Origin of the sequence: Ralstonia sp. 25mfcol4.1, assembly GCF_900104095.1 — a bacterium.
Classification (GTDB): Bacteria; Pseudomonadota; Gammaproteobacteria; order Burkholderiales; family Burkholderiaceae; genus Cupriavidus.
The window spans coordinates 191,658-211,611 of sequence record NZ_FNJO01000004.1; the positions used below are offsets into that span (position 1 = coordinate 191,658).

At 66.9% G+C, this 19,954-nt stretch carries 16 protein-coding genes; 8 read left to right on the forward strand and 8 right to left on the reverse strand.

The genetic code is table 11. From position 1 onward, the window contains the following. Positions 1-4 precede the first annotated feature (4 nt). From BLQ58_RS09385 to BLQ58_RS09395, 3 genes are read right to left on the reverse strand one after another with little or no spacing between them, the layout of a single operon-like run. Positions 5-1,543 carry an efflux transporter outer membrane subunit gene (locus tag BLQ58_RS09385; protein ID WP_092596926.1) on the reverse strand — a complete coding sequence of 513 codons (1,539 nt, stop codon included), beginning with the start codon at positions 1,541-1,543 and terminating at the stop codon, positions 5-7. Positions 1,544-1,545: 2 nt separating this feature from the next. Then, the gene (locus tag BLQ58_RS09390; protein ID WP_092596929.1) at positions 1,546-3,147 is read right to left on the reverse strand and encodes an MDR family MFS transporter; all 1,602 of its coding nucleotides are present in this window, start codon (positions 3,145-3,147) and stop codon (positions 1,546-1,548) included. Next, complete coding sequence (locus BLQ58_RS09395) at positions 3,140-4,288, reverse strand: HlyD family secretion protein (RefSeq protein ID WP_092596932.1); 1,149 nt, start codon at positions 4,286-4,288, stop codon at positions 3,140-3,142. The genes BLQ58_RS09390 and BLQ58_RS09395 overlap by 8 nt, the downstream gene beginning before the upstream one ends. 108 nt (positions 4,289-4,396) lie before the next feature. Between BLQ58_RS09395 and BLQ58_RS09400 the strand changes: the two genes are divergently transcribed. Together BLQ58_RS09400 and BLQ58_RS09405 are read left to right on the forward strand one after the other, a co-directional pair. Next, complete coding sequence (locus BLQ58_RS09400; protein ID WP_092596935.1) at positions 4,397-5,113, forward strand: CerR family C-terminal domain-containing protein; 717 nt, start codon at positions 4,397-4,399, stop codon at positions 5,111-5,113. Between the two features lie 392 nt (positions 5,114-5,505). After that, the gene (locus BLQ58_RS09405) at positions 5,506-5,925 is read left to right on the forward strand and encodes a copper resistance protein CopQ (RefSeq protein WP_092596938.1); all 420 of its coding nucleotides are present in this window, start codon (positions 5,506-5,508) and stop codon (positions 5,923-5,925) included. Between the two features lie 190 nt (positions 5,926-6,115). On the opposite strand, the gene BLQ58_RS09410 is transcribed toward BLQ58_RS09405, so the two are convergent. Further along, the gene (locus BLQ58_RS09410) at positions 6,116-10,432 is read right to left on the reverse strand and encodes a response regulator (protein WP_254775869.1); all 4,317 of its coding nucleotides are present in this window, start codon (positions 10,430-10,432) and stop codon (positions 6,116-6,118) included. A 184-nt stretch (positions 10,433-10,616) separates the two neighbouring features. On the opposite strand from BLQ58_RS09410, the gene BLQ58_RS09415 reads away from it, so the two are divergent. Continuing rightward, complete coding sequence (locus BLQ58_RS09415) at positions 10,617-11,078, forward strand: ion channel (RefSeq protein WP_092596941.1); 462 nt, start codon at positions 10,617-10,619, stop codon at positions 11,076-11,078. A 253-nt stretch (positions 11,079-11,331) separates the two neighbouring features. Continuing rightward, a complete protein-coding gene (locus tag BLQ58_RS09420; protein WP_092597367.1) occupies positions 11,332-12,201 on the forward strand; it encodes a MipA/OmpV family protein in 870 nt (289 codons plus the stop codon). A gap of 18 nt (positions 12,202-12,219) precedes the next feature. On the opposite strand, the gene BLQ58_RS09425 is transcribed toward BLQ58_RS09420, so the two are convergent. Continuing rightward, entirely contained in the window at positions 12,220-12,885 is a 666-nt protein-coding gene (locus tag BLQ58_RS09425) for an alpha/beta hydrolase (RefSeq protein ID WP_092596944.1), read from the reverse strand. A gap of 138 nt (positions 12,886-13,023) precedes the next feature. After that, complete coding sequence (locus tag BLQ58_RS09430) at positions 13,024-13,335, reverse strand: hypothetical protein (protein ID WP_092596947.1); 312 nt, start codon at positions 13,333-13,335, stop codon at positions 13,024-13,026. A 370-nt stretch (positions 13,336-13,705) separates the two neighbouring features. On the opposite strand from BLQ58_RS09430, the gene BLQ58_RS09435 reads away from it, so the two are divergent. Further along, the gene (locus tag BLQ58_RS09435) at positions 13,706-14,878 is read left to right on the forward strand and encodes a GGDEF domain-containing protein (protein WP_254775871.1); all 1,173 of its coding nucleotides are present in this window, start codon (positions 13,706-13,708) and stop codon (positions 14,876-14,878) included. Here the strand turns inward: BLQ58_RS09435 and BLQ58_RS29075 are convergent. Beyond that, positions 14,848-15,021, reverse strand: a complete 174-nt coding sequence (locus BLQ58_RS29075) for a hypothetical protein (protein ID WP_175459867.1) — start codon at positions 15,019-15,021, stop codon at positions 14,848-14,850. The genes BLQ58_RS09435 and BLQ58_RS29075 overlap by 31 nt on opposite strands. A gap of 337 nt (positions 15,022-15,358) precedes the next feature. On the opposite strand from BLQ58_RS29075, the gene BLQ58_RS09440 reads away from it, so the two are divergent. Together BLQ58_RS09440 and BLQ58_RS09445 are read left to right on the forward strand one after the other, a co-directional pair. Continuing rightward, positions 15,359-16,804 (forward strand): catalase, encoded by a 1,446-nt coding sequence (locus tag BLQ58_RS09440; RefSeq protein ID WP_092596950.1) that lies wholly within the window; start codon positions 15,359-15,361, stop codon positions 16,802-16,804. Between the two features lie 134 nt (positions 16,805-16,938). Further along, positions 16,939-17,430: an ankyrin repeat domain-containing protein gene (locus BLQ58_RS09445; RefSeq protein ID WP_092596953.1), complete on the forward strand. Its 492-nt coding sequence runs from the start codon at positions 16,939-16,941 to the stop codon at positions 17,428-17,430. A 15-nt stretch (positions 17,431-17,445) separates the two neighbouring features. Here BLQ58_RS09445 and BLQ58_RS09450 read toward each other — a convergent pair whose 3' ends face one another. Continuing rightward, complete coding sequence (locus tag BLQ58_RS09450) at positions 17,446-18,204, reverse strand: SDR family oxidoreductase (protein WP_092596956.1); 759 nt, start codon at positions 18,202-18,204, stop codon at positions 17,446-17,448. Positions 18,205-18,451: 247 nt separating this feature from the next. Here BLQ58_RS09450 and BLQ58_RS09455 point away from each other — a divergent pair, with 247 nt between their 5' ends. Continuing rightward, positions 18,452-19,921 carry an MFS transporter gene (locus BLQ58_RS09455; protein WP_092596960.1) on the forward strand — a complete coding sequence of 490 codons (1,470 nt, stop codon included), beginning with the start codon at positions 18,452-18,454 and terminating at the stop codon, positions 19,919-19,921. Positions 19,922-19,954: the final 33 nt, after the last annotated feature.

Here is a 19,954-nt window from a genome sequence, read left to right on the forward strand (position 1 = left end):
CCGGTCAGGAAGCGGGCGAGGCCGGCGTGGCCCGCGTGGCAGCTGGCGCGGATGCGGCGGCGCCACCTTCGGCGGCGGCCGCCGTCTGCCATCCCAGCCCCAGCGACTTCTGCAGCGACACGTAGTCCTTGAGCAGGTCCGCATCGCCAGAAATGCGGTTCTGCTGCGCCACCACGCGTGTGCGTTCCACATCGAGCCATTCGAGCATGCTGGCCGTGCCGGCGCAGTAACGCTGCTGCTGCAGCGTCGACGCCCGTTCGGACGATGCCTCCACGCGGCGCAGTACCACCACGTGTTCGCGCTGGTGGCCGTAGCGCGACAGCGCCACATCGGCATCGCGCAGGGCCTTCAGCACCGTGCTGCGATAGTTGGCGTCGGCCTCGTCGCGGCCGCCCTCGGCGCTGTCCACCCCGGCGGCCACCCGGCCGAAATCGAGGATGTTCCATTGCAGGCGCGGCAGCGTCAGCCACGTGCCGTTGTCCTTGCGGGCCAGGTGGCCGGGGTCCATCGCGCTGAACCCGAGCGAGCCCAGCAGCGACAGCTTCGGGAACCAGTCGGCCTTGCGCACGCCGATCTGCGCCGTGCTCGACGCCAGCCGGCGTTCTGCCGCCCGGATATCGGGCCGGGCCTTCAGCAGCGCCGCCGGATCGCCCACCGCCACGGTCTCGGGCACGCTGGGCAGCGGCCGCGCCGCCGACAACTCGGCGTCGAGCGTCCCGGGGGCACGGCCGGTCAGCAGCGCCAGTTGGTCGAACTGTTCGGCGATGCTGGCCTGCACCGGCGACATCTGCGCCCGCGTGTTGTCGAGCTGTGTCAGCAGGCGCTCCACTTCGAGCTGCGACGCCACGCCGCGCGCACGCCGCTGCTGCGTCAGGTCCAGCATGTCGGCTTCCAGCTTCTCGGAATCCTGCAGGTGCGCCAGGCTGGCCTGCTGCTCGCGCAGCGTGATGTAGGCCTGCGCCACCTCGGCGGCCAGCTGCACATGGGCGTCCGCCAGTTGCGCCGATGCCGCATCGGCCTCGGCCGACGCCGCCTCGATCGACCGGCGCGTGCCGCCGAACAAATCGATCTCCCAGCTGGCATCGAAGCTCGCGATGTACAGCGACAGCGGCCCGCGCCCGCCTCCCGACGATCCATTACCGGACAGCGCGGACAGGTCCGGCGAGCGGGTGCGCAGCATCGCCGCATCGAATCCCACCTGTGGCAGCAGATTGGCCTTGTTGCTATCCAGCCCCGCCCGCGCCTGGCGCACGCGGGCACGCGCCACGTCGATATCGGGGCTGTCCTGGAGCGCGGTCTCGATCAGCATGTCGAGCTTGGCGTCGCCAAGTGCGTGCCACCAGTCGGCGGCACGCGGCGCAACGGGCTGGGCCTCCGCCGGCGCGTGCGGGAAGCGTCCCGCATCGATCGCGTTGCCGGCCACTTCCGGCGCGCTGCGGTAGTCGGGCCCCACCGTGCATCCGGCCACAAGCCATCCGGCAGCGAGCGAGGCGGCGGTAAGGGTCAGCAGGCGTGGCCGCCTGGCATGTGAAAAGACAGACATGATCAATGGCCGGAGGAAACAGGCGCGCCCGGACGGGGCGGCTTGAGCAGCAGGGCCAGCGGCACGCAGCACAGCAGTGCGATGCCGAGGGCAAAGAAGGTTTCGGAGAACGTCATCACCGCGGCCTGCCGCGCGATCTCGCCGCTGAGCTGGGCCACGGCCTGGAGTTGCGCATGGGCGAAGTCGCCGCCCTGGGCCACGAACCCGGCGATGGTCGACGTCATATGATCCTGGCCGATGCTGCTGTTGGCCGTGACCGATTCGCGGATGACCGAGTCGTGATAGGCATTGCGGCGGTCGATCAGCGTGCCAAGCAGCGCCAGTCCAATCGAGCCACCGAGGTTGCGCGCCATGTTGTAGAGCCCGGCGGCGTCTCCGGCCTCATGCGTGGCCACCGCCGCCATCGATGCCTGGTTCAGCGGCATCATCGCCAGGATCTGGCCAAAGCCGCGCAGGATCTGCGAAACGGTGAAGTCGTGGCCGACGCTGTCCACGGTCAGGCCGATATCGAGCATGCAGCTGGCAAAGAAGCACACCAGCCCGCTGATGACCAGCCAGCGACTGTCGAACTTGCCCAGGATGCGCGGCAGCACCGGCATCAGCAGGAATGCCGGCAGCCCCGACAGCAGCATGATGCCGCCAGCCTGCTCGGCGTTGTAGCCGGCAATCAGCGACAGGAACTGCGGCAGCAGGTACGACACGCCATACAGGCCGGCGCCCACCGTGGTCACGATCAGGATCACGCTGGCGTAGCTCCTGTTCAGCAGCAGCCGCAGCCGCACGATGGGTTGCTTCGCCGTGAACTGGCTGACCAGCATCATCGTCAGCCCGATGGCCGACAGCATCGACAGGTAGACGATGAACTGCGACTCGAACCACTGCTCGCGCTGGCCCTCTTCCAGCACCACGGTCAGCGAACTGAGCCCGATGGTCAGGCCGACGATGCCAAGCCAGTCGGCCTTGAAGAACGCCTCCACGTCGGCGCGTTCGGCCTTCAGGCCGAAATACAGCAGCGGCACCAGCACGGCGGTGATCGGCACGTTCAGGAAGAAGCACCAGCGCCAGTTGATGTTCTCGGCCAGCCAGCCACCCACCACGGGGCCCAGCAACGGCCCCAGCAGCACGATCAGGCCGAACATCGACATGCCGATGGGCATCTGGTGGCGCGGCAGGCGGGTGCGCACGATGGTCTGCGCGGTCGGGATCATCGCGCCGCCGGCCAGGCCCTGCCCGATACGGCCGATGACCATCTGCGGCAGGCTGTGCGACATGCCGCACACCATCGAGAACGCCGTGAACAGCAAGGCGTTCCACATCAGGAAGCGGCGCAGGCCGAACACCCGCGTCAGCCAGGCCGTCAGCGGGATGATGACGATCTCGGCCATCAGGTAGCCGGTGGACACCCACGTGCCCTCGGTGCCTGCCGCGCCGATCTGCCCCTGGATCTGCGGCAGTGCCGAGTTGGTGATCGAGATGTCCAGCGTGGCCAGCAGCGCGCCGAGCGAACCGGCGGCCACGGCGATCCAGTCCGCTGCCGTGGCGTTTGGCTGCTGCGCGGCCACGGGTGCCGGCGACGCCTGCCCTGGCGCCACGGCCTCAGCCATGGCTGGCTCCGGCGGCAGGCGCCCGCACCTGCGCGGGATTCAGCTCGCGGGTATCGACATCGACCGTCACCGACAGACCCGGCACCAGCACCGGCCGCGCCGCGTTCGGCACGTCCACGTGAATGCGCACCGGCACGCGCTGGACGATCTTGGTGAAATTGCCGGTGGCGTTCTGTGCCGGCAGCAGCGCGAACTGCGAGCCCGTGCCCGGCGACAGGCTGTCGATCACCCCGTGCAGGGCCTCGCCGGACAACGCATCGACGTGCAGCGACACGGGCTGGCCCGCGCGCATGCGGCCGACCTGCGTTTCCTTGAAGTTGGCGGTCAGATAGAGGTCCTGTACCGGCACCACGGTCAGCAGCCGCGTGCCGGGCTGGGCGAACTGGCCCACGCGCACGCCCTTGTCGGCCACGCGTCCGGCCGTGGTGGCGCGCACGATGGTGTCTTCCAGATCCAGTTTCGACTTGCGCGCGCTGGCCTCGGCCACTTCCAGCTGGGCGTGCGCCTGTTGCAGACGGGTCTGCAGCGTGACCGTCTGGCTCTGTTCCACCTTCAGCGCGGCCTCATTGGCGGCCAGCGTGGTCGATGCGCGCGTCTGCGCGTTGCGCAGTTCGGCGGTGCGCTCCTCGGTTTCAGCCCCGGTCCTGACCAGCGGCGCGTAGCGTTCGACTTGCGATGCCGCGTAGCGCGCGTTGGCGCGGGCGCCATCCACCTCGGCGGCAGCCTGTGCGATGCGGGCCTTCTGCTGCTGCAGGTCGGCATCGGCGCGCGCCACATCGGCCTGGCGCGACGCCACGTTGGCCTGCGCTTCGTCGAACGCCGCCTGGTACTGGCGGTTGTCCAGCCGCACCAGTTCCTGCCCCGCCACCACCTGCTGGTTGTCGCGCACGTAGACTTCGGTCACGTAGCCGCCGACTTTGGGTGCGACGGTCACGCTGTCGGCCTGGATATAGGCGTCGTCGGTACTTTCAATGAAACGGCCATAGAGCCACCAGCGTACGCCGATGACCAGGGCGATCAGCACCAGCGCGGCGCCAATGCCGACCAGCACGGTGCGGCGACGGCTGGCGCGCGAGGATGGATTATGTTGCGATGCAACATCTGCCGGCATGGCCGGGGCGTTGGGTTGGGGGGCGGACATGAGGGGTATGGGGGCGGCGATAGTCGGGAATGCTGCGCAATTATTCCACTCGGAATAAATCTGTCAACTGATATATTTCAGCCTGTTCACTCGGGGAGACATGTCGACATGGCGCGACACAGGCCAGCGGCCGAAGGCGGCTACCAGCGCGGGGAAGAAACCCGGGCTCGAATTATTGAGGCGGCGATGCGGCTGTTCGCCGCGCATGGCTTCGACGGCGCGTCCACGCGCGACATTGCGCGCGAGGCCAGCGTCAACGCCCCCGCCCTGCAGTACTACTTCGACAACAAGGAAGGCGTGTACCTGGCCTGCATCGACTATTTTGTCGAGCGCGCCTGGGCCATGTTGCAAGACGTGGTGGCAGCGGCCGAAGGCTTGCTGGCCCGCCCAGACGTGGCCGACACGGACCTGATCGACGCCTACCTGACGTTGCAGTCACGCTTTGCGAACTTCCTGTATGAATGCCCCGAGACCGATCACTGGCGCCAGTTCATGGCGCGTGAGCGCGCCGGGATGGGGCCGCCCACGGCCTTCGAACGGATCGACGCCGGTATCAACCGTCGGCTTTTTTCGCTGACCTCCGCGCTGATCGGGCGGTTGACCGGCCAGCCGGCCACCGACGAGACCACGCGGATCCGCACCGTGGCCATCGATAGCCAGATCGCCGCGTTCAAGGTCATGCGGCGTCACGTACTGCGGGCCCTGGAGTGGGACCGCTTTGGCGAATCCGAGACCCGCCGTGTGCACGATGTGCTGCAGGAACACACGCGCATCCTGCTCCTGGCGCTGGTCGCCCTGCGGGACCAGCCCTCGCCGAAAAAATAGAGCAAATACTCTAATCATCGAGAGAAGACCGATAGGAATCGATATTTTCTCTTGAAATTCAGAGGCTTATGCCGCCACCTCCGGGCTCCCGTCACGGCGCGGAGATCCATATTTAAGGCTTCTACGATTGTGCTTTGCAAAAACCCCTTGCTTATCTATCTAGTAGTAGATAATATTCAAGCCATGGACGACGCCAAGCAGCAAGAAGCAACCAGCAAGGCACCTTCCAAGCAACACCAGGCAGTAAATCAGTTCCGGAGACGGTTCTTTTTTTAGCAGCGCACATCTACCTACCAGTAGATAGCAAAAGAAGACACCGCCGACGTCGCCATAGTTATCCGGCCAGCGCGAACCCAACGTGATCGCCCGGCCACCCAGCAAGGAGAGCCACCATGAATGCCAAGACCATCGTTACCGCCGCCGCCCTCGCCGCCGCTTTCGTGACCGGTGCCGTGCAAGCCGCCCCCGCCGCGCAAAAGGCCGGCGAAGTCTACGGCTACACCTACCGCGTGCAGGATCAACGCAGCGCGTTCACCGACGGCGCCCGCCAGGGCAAGTTCGACCCGTTCACCGAAGGCGCACGCGTTGGCAAGGCTGACCCGTTCACCGACGGTGCCAGGGTTGGCAAGGCGGATCCGTACACCGACGGCGCACGCATCGTGGCAGGTCTGGACCGCGTTGGCGTGTCGGCCAGCCCGGCCCGCAAGGTCGACCCGTACTACGACGGCGCCCGCAGCGTGAACCAGCCGCGCAACCCGTTCTATGACGGCGCCCGCGCCCGCGACATCTACACCGACGGCGCCAACGCCTGATCCCCGCCCGATGCAGGCGGTCCACCAGTTGTAGCCGGAGCCCGGATAGGCTCCGGCACTCTCTCCACGGAGCCCATCATGTCTTTCCGCAACAGCGCCCTGATCCTTGGCGGATGGCTGGCACTGAGTGCCGCCAGCGGTGCCGCGGCGGCACTCGTCGCCTCGGCCCTCTGAGCCACCCAAGGTAGTGTTACCCGCCCTCCGGGCGGGCCTGCAGCACGTTGATGAAATCGGTCAACGCATAAGGCTTGCGCAGCATGACCGCGTTCGGCAACGCGTCACGCTGCGCGGGCGTCAGCACCACTTCGTAGCCGCTCACGAAGATCACACGCAGCGCCGGCCGCAGCCGGCAGGCGTCGATCGCCAGATCCACGCCCGACACGCCGCCCAGCCCCACATCCGTCAGCAGGATATCGATACCCTCGCCGCCCAGCGCGGCCATGGCCTCGACGTCGTTGCGCGCCTCGATCACGTCGAAGCCCAGCGTGCGCATCAGTTCGGCCGTACTGGCCCGCAGCAGATCGTCATCCTCGACGAAGACCACGCGCTGGTGACGCGGCATGTCGATGGCCATGCCGTCCGCGACAGCCGCCGCCAGCGTCGGCGCGCCATCCACCAGCGCTGCCGCCGCCGCGTCGACAGGCTCCAGCTTCGCGCCGCCGCTGACCAGCATCTGGCGCACCTTGCGCGCCAACGCCTCGTGCGTGTACGGCTTGCTCAGCAGTTCGATGCCGGCGTCGAGCCGCCCGGTATGCACGATGGCATTGTCCGTATAGCCGGAGGTGAACAGGACCGCGATGCCCGGCAGCCGCTCGCGCACCTTGCGCGCCATCTCCGTGCTGCGCAGCGGCCCCGGCATGACGACGTCGCTGAACAGCAGGTCGATCGGGACGCCGCTTTCGACGATGGCCAGCGCGCTCACCGCGTCGCGCGCCTTCAGCACGCGATAGCCGAGCCCTGACAGCATCTCGACCACCGTAACCCTGACATCCTCGTCGTCTTCCACCACCAGCACGGTTTCGGTGCCTCCGCCCGCCGGCCCGGTGTCGATCTGGACTTCCAGGTCTTCCGGCTCGTCGGCACGCGGCAGATAGAGCCGTACCGTGGTGCCCACGCCCACCTCGCTGTAGATCTTCACGTGGCCGCCCGACTGCCGCACGAAGCCGTACACCATGCTCAGGCCCAGGCCCGTGCCCTGGCCTTCAGGCTTGGTCGTGAAGAACGGTTCGAACACCTGCTCCTGGATCTCGGGCGGCATCCCCGCGCCGGTATCGGTCACGGCCAGCATCACGTACTGGCCCGGCGCCACGTCGGCATTGCGGCGCGCATAGTTGTCGTCGATCGATGCATTGCCGGCTTCCACCGTCAGGCAGCCGTGGCCGTTCATGGCGTCGCGCGCATTGATCGCCAGGTTCAGCAGCGCGTTTTCCACCTGGAACGGATCGATCAGCGTATTCCACAAACCCGCCGCGATCACCGTTTCGATCTCGACGCCATCGCCCAGCGCCCGCCGCAGCATGTCGTCCAGCCCGCGCACGAAGCGGCCCAGGTTGACCACCTTCGGTGCCAGCGGCTGGCGGCGGCCGAAGGCCAGCAGTTGCGACGCCAGCTTGGCGCCGCGCGCCACGCCGGCCAGCGCATTGCGCACGCGCGTCTCCGAGCGATCATCGCCCGCCACGTCGCGCGACAGCAGGTGCAGGTTGCCGCCAATCACCTGCAGCAGGTTGTTGAAGTCGTGGGCCACGCCGCCGGTCAGCTTGCCGATGGCCTCCATCTTCTGCGCCATGCGCAGCGCCTCGTCGGCATGCCGCAGCGCCTGCGCCGCCGCCTTGTCGCCGGTCACGTCGCGGCCCACCCCGTGGATGCGCCCATTCGCGGGATCGATCGCGAGCGTCCACGCCATCCAGCACTCGGCACCATCGGCCCCGAGCATGCGGCATTCGTAGCGCACCGGCACGCCTTCGCGCTGCAGGGCGAGCATCTGTTCGGTCACCGGCACCAGGTCTTCGGGATGCACCAGCACCATGCACGAGCGGCCGATCACCACGCTCGCCGCATGGCCGAGCACCCGCTCCCATGACGGGCTGACGCGCTCCAGCATGCCATCGGCGCCAATCACCATCAGCAGGTCTTCGCTCAGTTCCCAGAGCCGATCCCGGTCGGCCACGGTCTCGGCCACGCGCCGTTCGAGCGACTCGTTCATGTCCTGCAATTCGCGCTGGGCCTGACGGCGCAGTTGCGACAACCGCAGGTTGCTGGCCACGCGCGCCAGCAGTTCGCGGGCGTTGAACGGCTTGATCAGGTAGTCGTCCGCGCCCGATGCCAGGCCGCTGACACGCGCCTCCTCGCCCGCGCGGGCCGACAGCAGCAGTACCGGCGTCTGCCGCAGCACGGCGTCGTCGCGTACGCCGCGCAACAGGCCGAAACCATCGAGCCGGGGCATCATCACGTCGGAGACGATCAGGTCCGGCGCGATGCGCCGCGCCATTTCCAGCGCCTCCTGCCCGTCCGCCGCCACATGCACCTGATGACCCGCCGACTGCAGGATGCGGTGCATGTAGTTGCGCAGGTCGGCGTTGTCGTCGGCCACCAGCAGCCGGCCACGCACGTCGGCGGCCTGCGCGCCCGTCCCGGCAATCTCGTCGATGACCTGCGGCGCCGGCACGTCGTCGGCCCCCGGCACCCAGCGTCTGGCGGCATCCGCGTAGGCCAGCGCCCGCGCGCTGGTGGACGCCGGGGTTGCTGCCGGTTCGGCCAGGGTGGCCTCGCGCGGCAGCGTCACGCGAAAGCGCGATCCCTCGCCGGGTGTGCTCTGCACGTCGATCCGGGCCCCATGCAGGCGCACCAGTTCCTGGACCATGGCCAGGCCGATGCCGCTGCCTTCGATCGACCGCCCGACCGCGTCCGCCACCCGGTGAAACCGTTCGAACAGGTGCGGCAGCTCTTCCGCGGCGATGCCGATGCCCGTATCGCTCACGCTCAGCGCCACCTCTCCGCTATCGAGCCCCTCAAGCTTTACCGAGATGACGCCCGTGTAGGTGTACTTGAACGCGTTCGACAGCAGGTTGAGCACCACCGATTCCCACATCTCGCGATCCACCGCCACGGCCGCCGGCAGCGGCGGGCAATCGACCTCCAGCCGCATGCCCGCAGATTCCACCGCCGACCGGAACAGCGACGCCAGGTCGGCCGTGAAGGCGGCCAGGTCGGTCGGCTGCGGATACATCTGCACGCGCCCGGCCTCGATGCGCGAGAAATCCAGCAGCGCGTTGACCAGCTTCAGCAGCCGCTGGCCATTGCGATGGGCGACCTCGGCCAGCGCGCGATCGCCCTCGGCCACGTCGCCGCGATGGAGCATTTCTTCCAGCGGCCCCAGCATCAGCGTCAGCGGCGTGCGGAACTCGTGGCTGATATTGGAGAAGAACGTGGTCTTGGCGCGGTCGATCTCGGCCAGCGCTTCTGCGCGTTGCCGTTCTTCCTCATAGGCATTCGCATAGCTGATGGCCTGCCCGATCTGCCCCACCACCAGGTCCAGGAACGCCCGATAGCGGTCGCCGAACAGGCGGCACGGGTTGAGCCCGACCACCAGCACGCCGCTGGGCGCACTCTCGCCCGATAGCTGCACCGGCAGCACCGTGGCCGAACGCAGCGCCATCTGCCATGCGCCGCCGGGCAGCGGCATGGCAAAGCGGCTGCCAAGGTCGTCCACGTACACCGGCGCGCCGGCACGCATCGCTTCGCCGGCCGGCCAGGGCGCCAGGGCATCGTCGGCATCCAGGGTCTGCGGCGCGGCCGGATGGTCGCCGGCGATGCCGGCGCTGCCCGTGAGCGCCAGCGTTTCGGCACCGCGCCCGCCGATGTAGAGCAGCGCGAACGGGAGGTCCCACGGGTTCACCTGCAGCGCGCTCACAGCCAGGCGGCTTGCGTCGATGCCGCTGCGCGCGTTGGTCGCGGACGCCGCCAGCTCGCGCAACAGGTTCAATTGCCGCTCGGCCACCACGCGCTCGGTATCGTCGCTGTTGGCGCAGATGATGCCGCCCGTGCCGCCATGGTCGTCGGGCACCGGGCTGTACGAGAACGTGTAGTACGTTTCCTCGGGATACCCGTTGCGCTCCATGATCAGCAGCTTCTGCTCGACGAAGGTGCCCTCCGTGCCCGCCATGGCCGTGGCCAGCAGCGGGCCAATCTCCGGCCAGATCTCATGCCAGACCTCGGCGGTCGGCCGGCCCAGCGCCGCCGGGTGCTTGCCGCCGATGATGGCCTTGTACGGGTCGTTGTAGAAGAAGAGAAGATCCGCGCCCCAGCCAATCCAGATCGGCTGGCGCGACGTCAGCATGATGCGGATGGCGGTCTTCAGGCTCTGGGGCCATTGCGCGGGCGGCCCCAGCGGCGTGGTGTTCCAGTCGAACTGGCGGATCAGCGCCGCCATCTCGCCGGCACCGGCCAGGAATCCAGGCCCCCCTCCATCGAAACTTGTCGACGGCACGCTGCCGTCCGCATTGTTCATTCCAGTTCCCCCCCCCGTTCCCACCGGTCCGTGCCCGCCAGCCACACCGTTCTGCGCCGGCGCATTTAGCAGCCGGCAATCCCGCCTTGTATCCGTTCGTCTGCGCCCCGCATCGCCGCCGATACATTTACACGGGGCGAGCCGCCGTATAGTCTGGCCTTTCCCTCAGCGCGCCATGTCTGCCATGGATGACACGCCACTCCAGTTCCTGATTGCCATCGCGCTCACCGGCGCCCTGACCGTGCTGAGCGTGGGTATTCACTACGAGGCGCTGCGGCTGATCTCGGAATTCCATCCGAAACGGCTCAGCGGCAAGCTCAACATCGGCGCGGTGATCGTCCTGATCATCATGACCCATTGCATCGAAGCCATGGTGTTCAGCGCCGGCTACTGGCTCGGCACCGACGTGCTGAACATCGGCAAGTTGACCGGCATGCGCGAACATGGTGCCATCGCCTATATCTATTTCTCGCTGGAAACGTTCACCACACAGAGCATTGGCGATATCTTCCCGATTGGGCCCCTGCGGCTGCTGGCTTCGGTGCAGCCGCTGGTGGGCCTGATCCTGATCGGATGGTCAACGTCGTTCACGTTTCTGATCATGCGGCGGGACTGGCGCGGCGACGAGCTGGATGTCAACGACTAGGCGCGCGCATGCCCCTGCTGCATGGTAGGCACCATCGGCTGACGCCGAAATCGGCGTTCTTCCTACACGGTTGTGAGATTGCGGGAAGTTACCGGCGGCAGCCTCTGGTGAAAAGATAAGTAGCCGTCATCCAGACGGCCCGTTGTCCCGTTAGATGTCGATTCCGCCCCGGCCCGGGGTAACAAGAAGACCGGAGAATCAAGTGTCGACCATCCAGGATAGCCAGCCGTCGTGGCGCATCCCGTTCCCCCAAATGCCGTCCATGGCTACCCGCGCGCCCCTGCGCCGCTGGCTGGCGCTGGCGCTGCTGACCGGGCTGGCCCTGCTTTGCATGCCCCGCGCCCACGCCCAGACCCCGGCGCCGCTGGCCGAATGGCAGTATTCCGTCGGGGTTCCGCTGGAAAAGCTGTTCGAGGGCGAGCCCGAGAAATGGGAAGTGCGCGTCGGCGCCGCCGCCAGCATCCGGCCGTATTACGAGGGCACCACCAACTACTTCGTGCTGGCGGGCCCGGTCATCGACATCCGCTACCGCGACCAGGCCTTCCTGTCCACCGGCGAGGGGCTGGGCTGGAACATCATCCACACCAACAACCTGCGCGCCGGCATCGCCCTGACCTACGATTTTGGACGCCGCGAGAAGCACGACCACGACCATCTGGGCGGTCTGGGCAATATCGGCATGGCGGCGGAGACGAAGCTGTTTGCCGAATACGTGGTGTCGAAGGAATTCCCGCTGGTGATCCGCGCCAACGTGCGGCGCCAGTTCGGCGGCGCCAACGGCGTGATCGGTGACATCGGCGCCTACATGCCGCTGCCGGGCAGCAACGAGAACTTCTTCTGGTTCGCGGGCCCGACCATGACCTTTGCCGATTCGGCCTACATGAGCCGCTGGTACGGCGTCACGGCCGAGCAGTCGGCGCGATCGGGCCTGCCGCAGCACCGCGCCGGCGCGGGCATCAAGTCCTACGGCGGCGGCATCTCGGCCATGTGGTTCTTCAGCAAGCACTGGTTCACCACGGCCGACGTGGGCGTGTCCGCGCTGGTGGGCGATGCCCGCAACAGCCCGGTGACGTCGCGCTCCACCAGCTGGACTGGCGATATTTCGATCAATTACCAGTTCTGACCCCGCCGGCCGTGGCCGTCAGGCTTTCGGCCGGCTCAGGTATTCGTCTACCACCTGCCGCAGCCCCGGCAGCTTGCCGGTGAAGAAATGGCCTGCCCCCGGCAGTACCACCACCGGCAATTCCTGCGGCCGCGCCCAGTTGAAGATATTGGCCAGCGGCACGCGCTCGTCGCGCTCGCCGTGCACGACCAATGCCAGGGCCGCCACCGCGGGCGTGTCATACGACAGCGTTTCGGAAAGCGCGCCCGCCGGCATGCCGGTCAGGATCAGGTGGGCAACCGGCTCGCCATCCGCCGCCAGCCGGGCGGCGGCGCGGGCCTGGATGAAGCCGCCGAACGAGAAACCGGCCAGCGCGAGCGGCAGGTCCGGGTGTTCGCCCCGCAACTGGCGGATCACGGCCAGCACATCGTCGGTTTCGCCATTGCCATCGTCGTACTGGCCCTCGCTTTGCCCCACCCCACGGTAGTTCGGCCGCAGCGTCAGGAAGCCGTGCGCCTGCAGCACGCGGGCCAGCAGCTGCGGAATCTTGTGCTCGGCGGTCCCGCCCTGGCTGGGGTGCGGATGGGCAACCACGGCAATGCCCTTGGGCGCGGCGTCCGGGGCATCGACCAGGACTTCAAGTTGTCCGGCGGGGCCGGCGATGAACTGGCGGGATGAGGCGGCGGTCGTGAATGACGAAGACATGAAAAACGGTGAAAGGCTGGAAGGGGGCATGCCCGCGATGCAAGCGGGCGCTTTTGCATGCGCAGCATACCCGCGGCCAGACCTGGCCGGCAACGTCCGGAGCCGGTGGCCCGCAGGGGCCCGCCCCCCAAGCGATCATCAATGCGGATGGTCCGCCCGGATGACCGCCGCGATTTCCTGGCGCCGCACGCTGACCACGTCGTCCAGTTCCAGCCCCTCGGCCACCACCAGCATTTCGGCGCCGCGATTGATGGCATAGATCACGCCGTACCAGAGGTCGGGCCCCGCCACGGCGTTCAGGCGGACGTTGAACTCGGTTTCCAGGTCCTGGCTAAAGACGGTCACCAGATCGCCGACCTCGGGCATGGCGGCCTCCTCCGCCAGCGGATATTCCCGGGCCGCCACGGTCAGTGGCGTCTGCGCAATGCCGCGCGCAAACCTCGCTTGCATCATTGTCTCCTGCACGTTGTTTTCCCTGTAAGGATATAAGCGCGGTCCGAAAAGGCACGGTAAACCTGTCACAAACCGGCAAATAAGATACTTATTCAGCACTTACAAGCGCGTGCGGCCACACCGTCACGCTGCAATGCAACAGCAATCCGCGCACGCCGGAATCTCCACGCGAGCGCCCCGCCGCCCCGCCGCCCAGCCGCCCAGCCGCCCAGCCGCCCAGCCGCCCAGCCGCCCAGCCGCCCAGCCGCCCAGCAGGATTCTGCGATCACCGCCGTCATCGCAGCGCTTGCCTAGCGCACAACCCCGCGCAAGTACCCCCCTTCCCGGTTCAGGCGGCGTAACGTGGCTCTGGCAGAATGCACGGGCAATGACCCAACGCTATTCGCCAATGTTCCTGTCCGGCCAGGTCTACAGCGCACCGCGCTGGGGATTCACGCGCTGGCTGGCAGAGCCAGGCCGGGACGTGCCAGCCGAAATCCGCGAGGCGCTGGTCGGCAGCCTGTTCGGCACGCTGTCGATCTTCTTTGGCGGCATCCTCAACACGCTGATGGTGGCCACGGTCATCACGCTCCATCTGCGCCGCCCCGAATTTCTGGTCTGGCTCGGGCTTGAAATCGCCATCTGCCTGTCGCGCGTGATCGTGCTGTTCCAGGCGCGCCGCGCCTCGCGCGCAGGGCGCCCCACCCCTACCGACTGGCACATGTGCCTGACGCTGGCCTGGGCCGCCAGCGTCGGCCTGGGCGCGTACCTGAGCGTGGTCAGCGGGGACTGGCTCAGCGCGGCCATGGCATGCCTGTCGGCGGCGGCCATGTGTGGCGGTATCTGCTTCCGCAACTACGGCGCGCCGCGCATGACCGCCCTGATGATCTTGCTGAGCCTGGGCCCGATCTGCGCCGGCGCGCTGGTGGCCCATGAACCGTTGTTCCTGCTGACCCTGCTGCAACTGCCGGTCTACGTCATCAGCATGACCAGCGCGTCGTTTCGCATGAATGCGATGGTGGTGGCCACCATGCGGTCCGAGCGCGAAAACGCTCACCGGGCTCGCCACGATTCCCTCACCGGGCTACTGAACCGGTCGAGCCTGCTTGCCGAAATCCGCGAGGCCAGCGTGCATCGGATGGCCGCGGGCCGCTACCTGACGCTGCTCTATATGGATCTGGACGGCTTCAAGCCGGTCAATGACTCGTTCGGCCACGGCAGCGGCGACGAATTGCTGGTCCGTGTGGGCGAGCGGCTGCGCGGCGCGGTGCCGGGCCGGGGCCAGGTCTACCGCATTGGCGGGGACGAATTCGTCATCATGCTACGCAATGAAAGCACGCAGAGCGTGCAGGCGCTGGCGCAGGACCTGCTGCGCGAAGTGAGCGCGCCCTATCAGCTTTCGACCGGCCACCAGGCCCGGCTCGGAGTCAGCATCGGCATTGCCCACGTTCGCCCCGAGGGCCTGACCGCCGACGACATCCTGCACCTGGCCGACCGCGCGCTGTACCGGGCCAAGGCCCAGGGCAAGGGTCAGTTCCAGTTCGCCACGTCCGACGACTGAAGGCCATCGTCCTCGCGGCCGCTGCGCCCGGGCCCTCGGCGCGACACGCGGGACGACAGCCGGTACTGGCAAGCGAACAGCGCGATCAGCGCCACCAGGGCGATCACTGCGATCCCGATCCGAAACGCCATCCACATCGTCATGGCAGGCTCCTGTTTGTCTGGTCATGTCTCCAGCCTAAGGATTTCGCCATCTGGTTACTGAAAAGATCCGACTCGGCAATATCAAATTCGTGTCAAAAGGGTGAGCCGCCCATGAACACAAGCATGCCGTCCATAGCAAAACTCTTAATTCAGTAACCCAAAAGTCTGATGGCCTATCGCAGTCATTGATCAATACGATATGACTTGTCGCAATCCATCTGCGATAGTTAAATCGACTTTCGCCGGTGCATCGCGCCACCGGCGGCAGCCTGCTAGTCAGACCCACAAACGTCCAGGCCAGGCCCACGAGGCCCGGCCGTCTGCATCAAGGAATCCCATGAAAAAGCTCACGACCGCTTTCGGCGCGCCCGTCGTCGACAACAACAATATCCAGACGGCTGGTCCGCGCGGCCCTGCCCTGCTCCAGGATGTCTGGTTCCTGGAAAAGCTTGCCCACTTCGATCGCGAAGTCATTCCCGAGCGCCGCATGCACGCCAAAGGCTCAGGCGCCTATGGCACGTTCACCGTCACGCACGACATCACCAAATACACGCGCGCCAACCTGTTCTCGGAGATCGGCAAGAAGACCGAACTGTTCATGCGTTTCTCGTCGGTGGCCGGCGAGCGCGGCGCGGCCGATGCCGAACGCGACATTCGCGGCTTCGCCATCAAGTTCTATACCGAGGAAGGCAACTGGGACCTGGTGGGCAACAACACGCCGGTCTTCTTCCTGCGCGATCCGCTCAAGTTCCCCGACCTGAACCACGCCGTGAAGCGCGATCCGCGCACGGGCATGCGTAGCGCCGAAAACAACTGGGATTTCTGGACCAGCCTGCCGGAGTCGTTCCACCAGGTCACCATCACCATGAGCGATCGGGGTATCCCGCGTAGCTGGCGCCATATGCACGGCTTCGGCAGCCATACGTACAGCTTCATCAGCAAGGACATGCAGCGCCACTGGGTGAAGTTCCACTTCGTGACCCAGCAGGGCATCCAGAACCTGACCGACGCCGAGGCGGCGGAAGTCACCGGCCGTGACCGCGAATACCATCAGCGCGACCTGTACGAAGCCATCGAGCGCGGCGAATTCCCGCGCTGGAAGCTGTTCGTGCAGATCATGCCCGAGGCCGACGCCGGCAAGTATCGCCACAACCCGTTCGACCTGACCAAGATCTGGTCGAAGAAGGACTATCCGCTGATCGAAGTGGGCGTGCTGGAGCTGAACCGCAACCCGGAGAACCATTTCGCCGAGGTCGAACAGGCCGCGTTCGCGCCGTCGACGATCGTTCCGGGCATCGGCTTCTCGCCGGACAAGATGCTGCATGGCCGACTGTTCTCGTACGGCGATGCCGAGCGTTACCGCCTGGGCGTGAACCACCACCTGATTCCGGTGAACTCGCCGAAGGCCGCCCGGTACGTCAACAGCTATCACCGCGACGGCCGTGGCCGCACCGACGGCAACGCGGGCGGCACCATTGCCTACGAGCCGAACACCCGCGGCGAGTGGACCGAGCAGCCCGATTTCCGTGAGCCGCCGCTGTCGGTCGAAGGCGCCGCCGACCACTGGAACCACCGCGTGGACGACGACTACTTCTCGCAGGCGGGCGACCTGTTCCGCCTGATGTCGCCGGCGCAGCAGCAGACCCTGTTCGACAATACCGCCCGCGCGATCAAGGGCGTGTCGAAGGCCGTGCAGCAGCGCCATATCCTGCACTGCACGCAGGCCGATCCGGCCTACGGGGCCGGTGTCGCGGCGGCGATCGAGAAGATCGAAGCGAAGTAATTGACGTGAGCCAAGGCCCCCGGTCTTTGCCGCTCCCACCAGCGGGGGCGGCCTGGGGGCAGAGGGCGGGCACGTCCCGCCCTCTTGACGAAAGCAAGACGAGGCATCAGATGGATCAAACCCAAGCCCCCACCATGACCGCCGATGAAGAAGCGCGCATGATCGCCGCGCTGGGCCAGGTGTTCGACCTGGCGCGCAATGGCGACGCGGCCGCACTGGCGGCGCTGATCGAACGCGGTATGCCGCCGAACCTGCGCAACGAGAAGGGCGACAGCCTGGTGATGCTGGCCGCCTACCACGGCCATGTCGATGCGCTGCGCACGCTGCTTGCCGCCGGCGCATCACCCGATACGCGCAACGCGATGGGGCAGACGCCGATTGCCGGCGCCGCGTACAAGGGCTACCGGGAGATCATCGACGTTCTGCTGGAACACGGCGCGGACGTCGAAGGCGCTTCGCCCGACGGCCGCACGGCGCTGATGGTTGCGGCGATGTTCCAGCGTACGGAAATCGTCGAACTGCTCAAGCAACACGGCGCAGACCCTGAAGCCCGCGACGAGCGCGGCATGACGGCGGCCGACGCCGCCGCGTTCATGGCCGGCCGCACAGGTCGGCCGGCACACTGATCGATCGGACTCCGGTCAGCCGCGCCCGACAAACGGCATCTTCGTCGCCATCACGGTCATGAACTGGACGTTGGCGTCGAGCGGCAGGTTGGCCATGTGCAGTACCGAACTGGCGATATGGGCCACATCCATCAGCGGTTCCGGTCGAATCTCGCCATTGGCCTGCGGCACGCCGCGCGCCATGCGGTTGGCCATGTCGGTGCCCGCGTTGCCAATGTCGATCTGGCCGCAGGCAATGTCATAGGCACGGCCATCGAGCGACAGGCTTTTGGTCAGGCCCGTGATGGCGTGCTTGGTCGCGGTATAGGGCACCGTGTTCGGACGCGGGGCATGGGCCGAGATCGACCCGTTGTTGATGATCCGGCCGCCGCGCGGATCCTGCGCCTTCATCAGCGCGAACGCGCCGCGCGCGCACAGGAAGGCGCCGGTCAGGTTGGTATCCAGCACCGCCTTCCACTGTTCGAACGTCAGCTCGTCGATGCTGATCGCCGGCGCATTGACGCCCGCGTTGTTGAACAGCACGTCCAGACGACCGAAGCGCTCGCTCACTTTCGCGTACAAGGCATCGACCGAAGCCGGGTTGCTGACATCGCACTGCACGGCCAGCGCCGTCTGTCCGGCCGCCGCGGCCTGTTCGGCCAGGGCTTCCAGCGTTTCGGCGGTGCGTCCCGCCAGCACTACCTGATAGCCGTCGGCCAGCATGGCCTGCGCCACCGCCTTGCCGATGCCGCGTGCGGCGCCCGTGACCAGTGCGACCTTTGCCTGCGTTGTCATGCCCGGAGTCTCCGTTTTCTGAGTGTGAAGGGATTAAGCAAGTGCTGACGTGGCGGTCATCGTACAACACACGGCGATGTACCGGGGCGTTCCGCCGAGGATTATCAACAGCACAGGCAAGTGAAGTTCTAAAGATATAACAACAATGCATTTGGGCCGGCCGGGCGGTTGTCGTACGATTCGCGCTGACTGGGCGAGTGCTGGGAGGCGCTCGCCTTCCTTTTCCAGCGCCCTCGTACAACTACAAATGTCAGTCGATCTCGCCCTGTCGCCCGCCGGCGCCCAGGCTTCCGCCCAGACGGCCGCGCCGTCCAGGGCCGTTATCCGTTCCGCCGCCGATGTGGCACGGCTCGTCAACGATGGCGGCGCCGCCGTCAGCAACGCCCGCATCGTGGTAGCCATCGCGCTGGGCGGCATCTTCCTGGACGCCTATGACCTGGGCGCCCTGGCCTTCGGCCTGAAGGACGTCACCAAGGAATTCGGGCTGACGCCGGCCGGCACCGGCATGGTGGCGTCCGCCATCACGTTTGGTGCGATTGTCGGCGCGTTCCTGGGCGGCTATCTCACGGACCGTATCGGCCGCTACCGTGTATTCATGGCCGACATGCTCTGCTTCGTGATCGCCGCCATCGCCTGCGCGCTGGCACCGAACGAATATGTGCTGGCCGGTGCCCGCTTCGTGATGGGCCTTGGCGTCGGTATCGACCTGCCCGTGGCCATGGCCTTCCTGGCCGAATTCTCCAAGCTCAAGGGCCACGGCAACAAGGCCGCGCGGGTGGCGATGTGGTGCCCCACCTGGTATGCGGCGATCTGCGTTTCGTACCTGCTGGTGCTGGGCTGCTATGCGATCCTGCCGGCATCGCACAGCGGCCTGCTGTGGCGCATCATCCTCGGCTTCGGCGCCGTGCCGGCGCTGATCATCATCGCCGTGCGCAGCCGCTACATGAGCGAATCGCCGGTGTGGGCCGCCAACCAGGGCGACCTGGAAGGCGCCGCACGGATCCTGCGGAAATCGTACGGCATTGATGCCGAGGTGGCGCCCGATGCCGTGGTGGAGCCGCCCAAGCGCCCGGCGTCGTGGCGCAACTACGGCCTGTTGCTCAAGGGCGTCTATGCACGCCGCACCGTGCTGGCCACGGTCATGTCGATTGCATCGTCGTTTGCCTATAACGCGGTGGCCTTCGGCCTGCCGGTGATCATCGCCAGCTTCCTGGCGCAGACCATGCTGACCACCATCCTGGTGTCGCTGGCGCTGAACCTGCTGTTTGCCTTCGTCGGCGGCCTGATCGGTGTGCATCTGGTGCCCAAGACTGGCGCCTGGAAGCTGACCATCACCGGCTACGCGTTCCAGCTGGCCGCACTGGTGGGCCTGGCCCTGGTGGGCAAGCCCGCCGGGGGCGTGGAAGTGGTGATCGCCATTTCGTTCCTGGCGCTGTTCCTGCTGGGCCAGGGCTTTGGCCCGGGCGCGCACACCATGACCTATGCGTCGCTGAGCTACCCGACGTCGCTGCGCGGCGTAGGCGTTGGCTTCAACCAGACGCTGATGCGCGCCAGCTCCACCGCGTCGCTGTTCCTGTTCCCGGTGCTGGCCGCAGCCTTGTCCACCAAGGTGTTTTGGGTCATCGCCCTGGCCCCGCTGGCCGGCCTGCTGGCGCTGCTGGCGATCCGTTGGGAGCCGGCCAACTACGACGTGGACGCCGAGGACTTCCAGTCCTGATCTGGCCGCCAGCCGGCCCCGGCGCAACCCGGA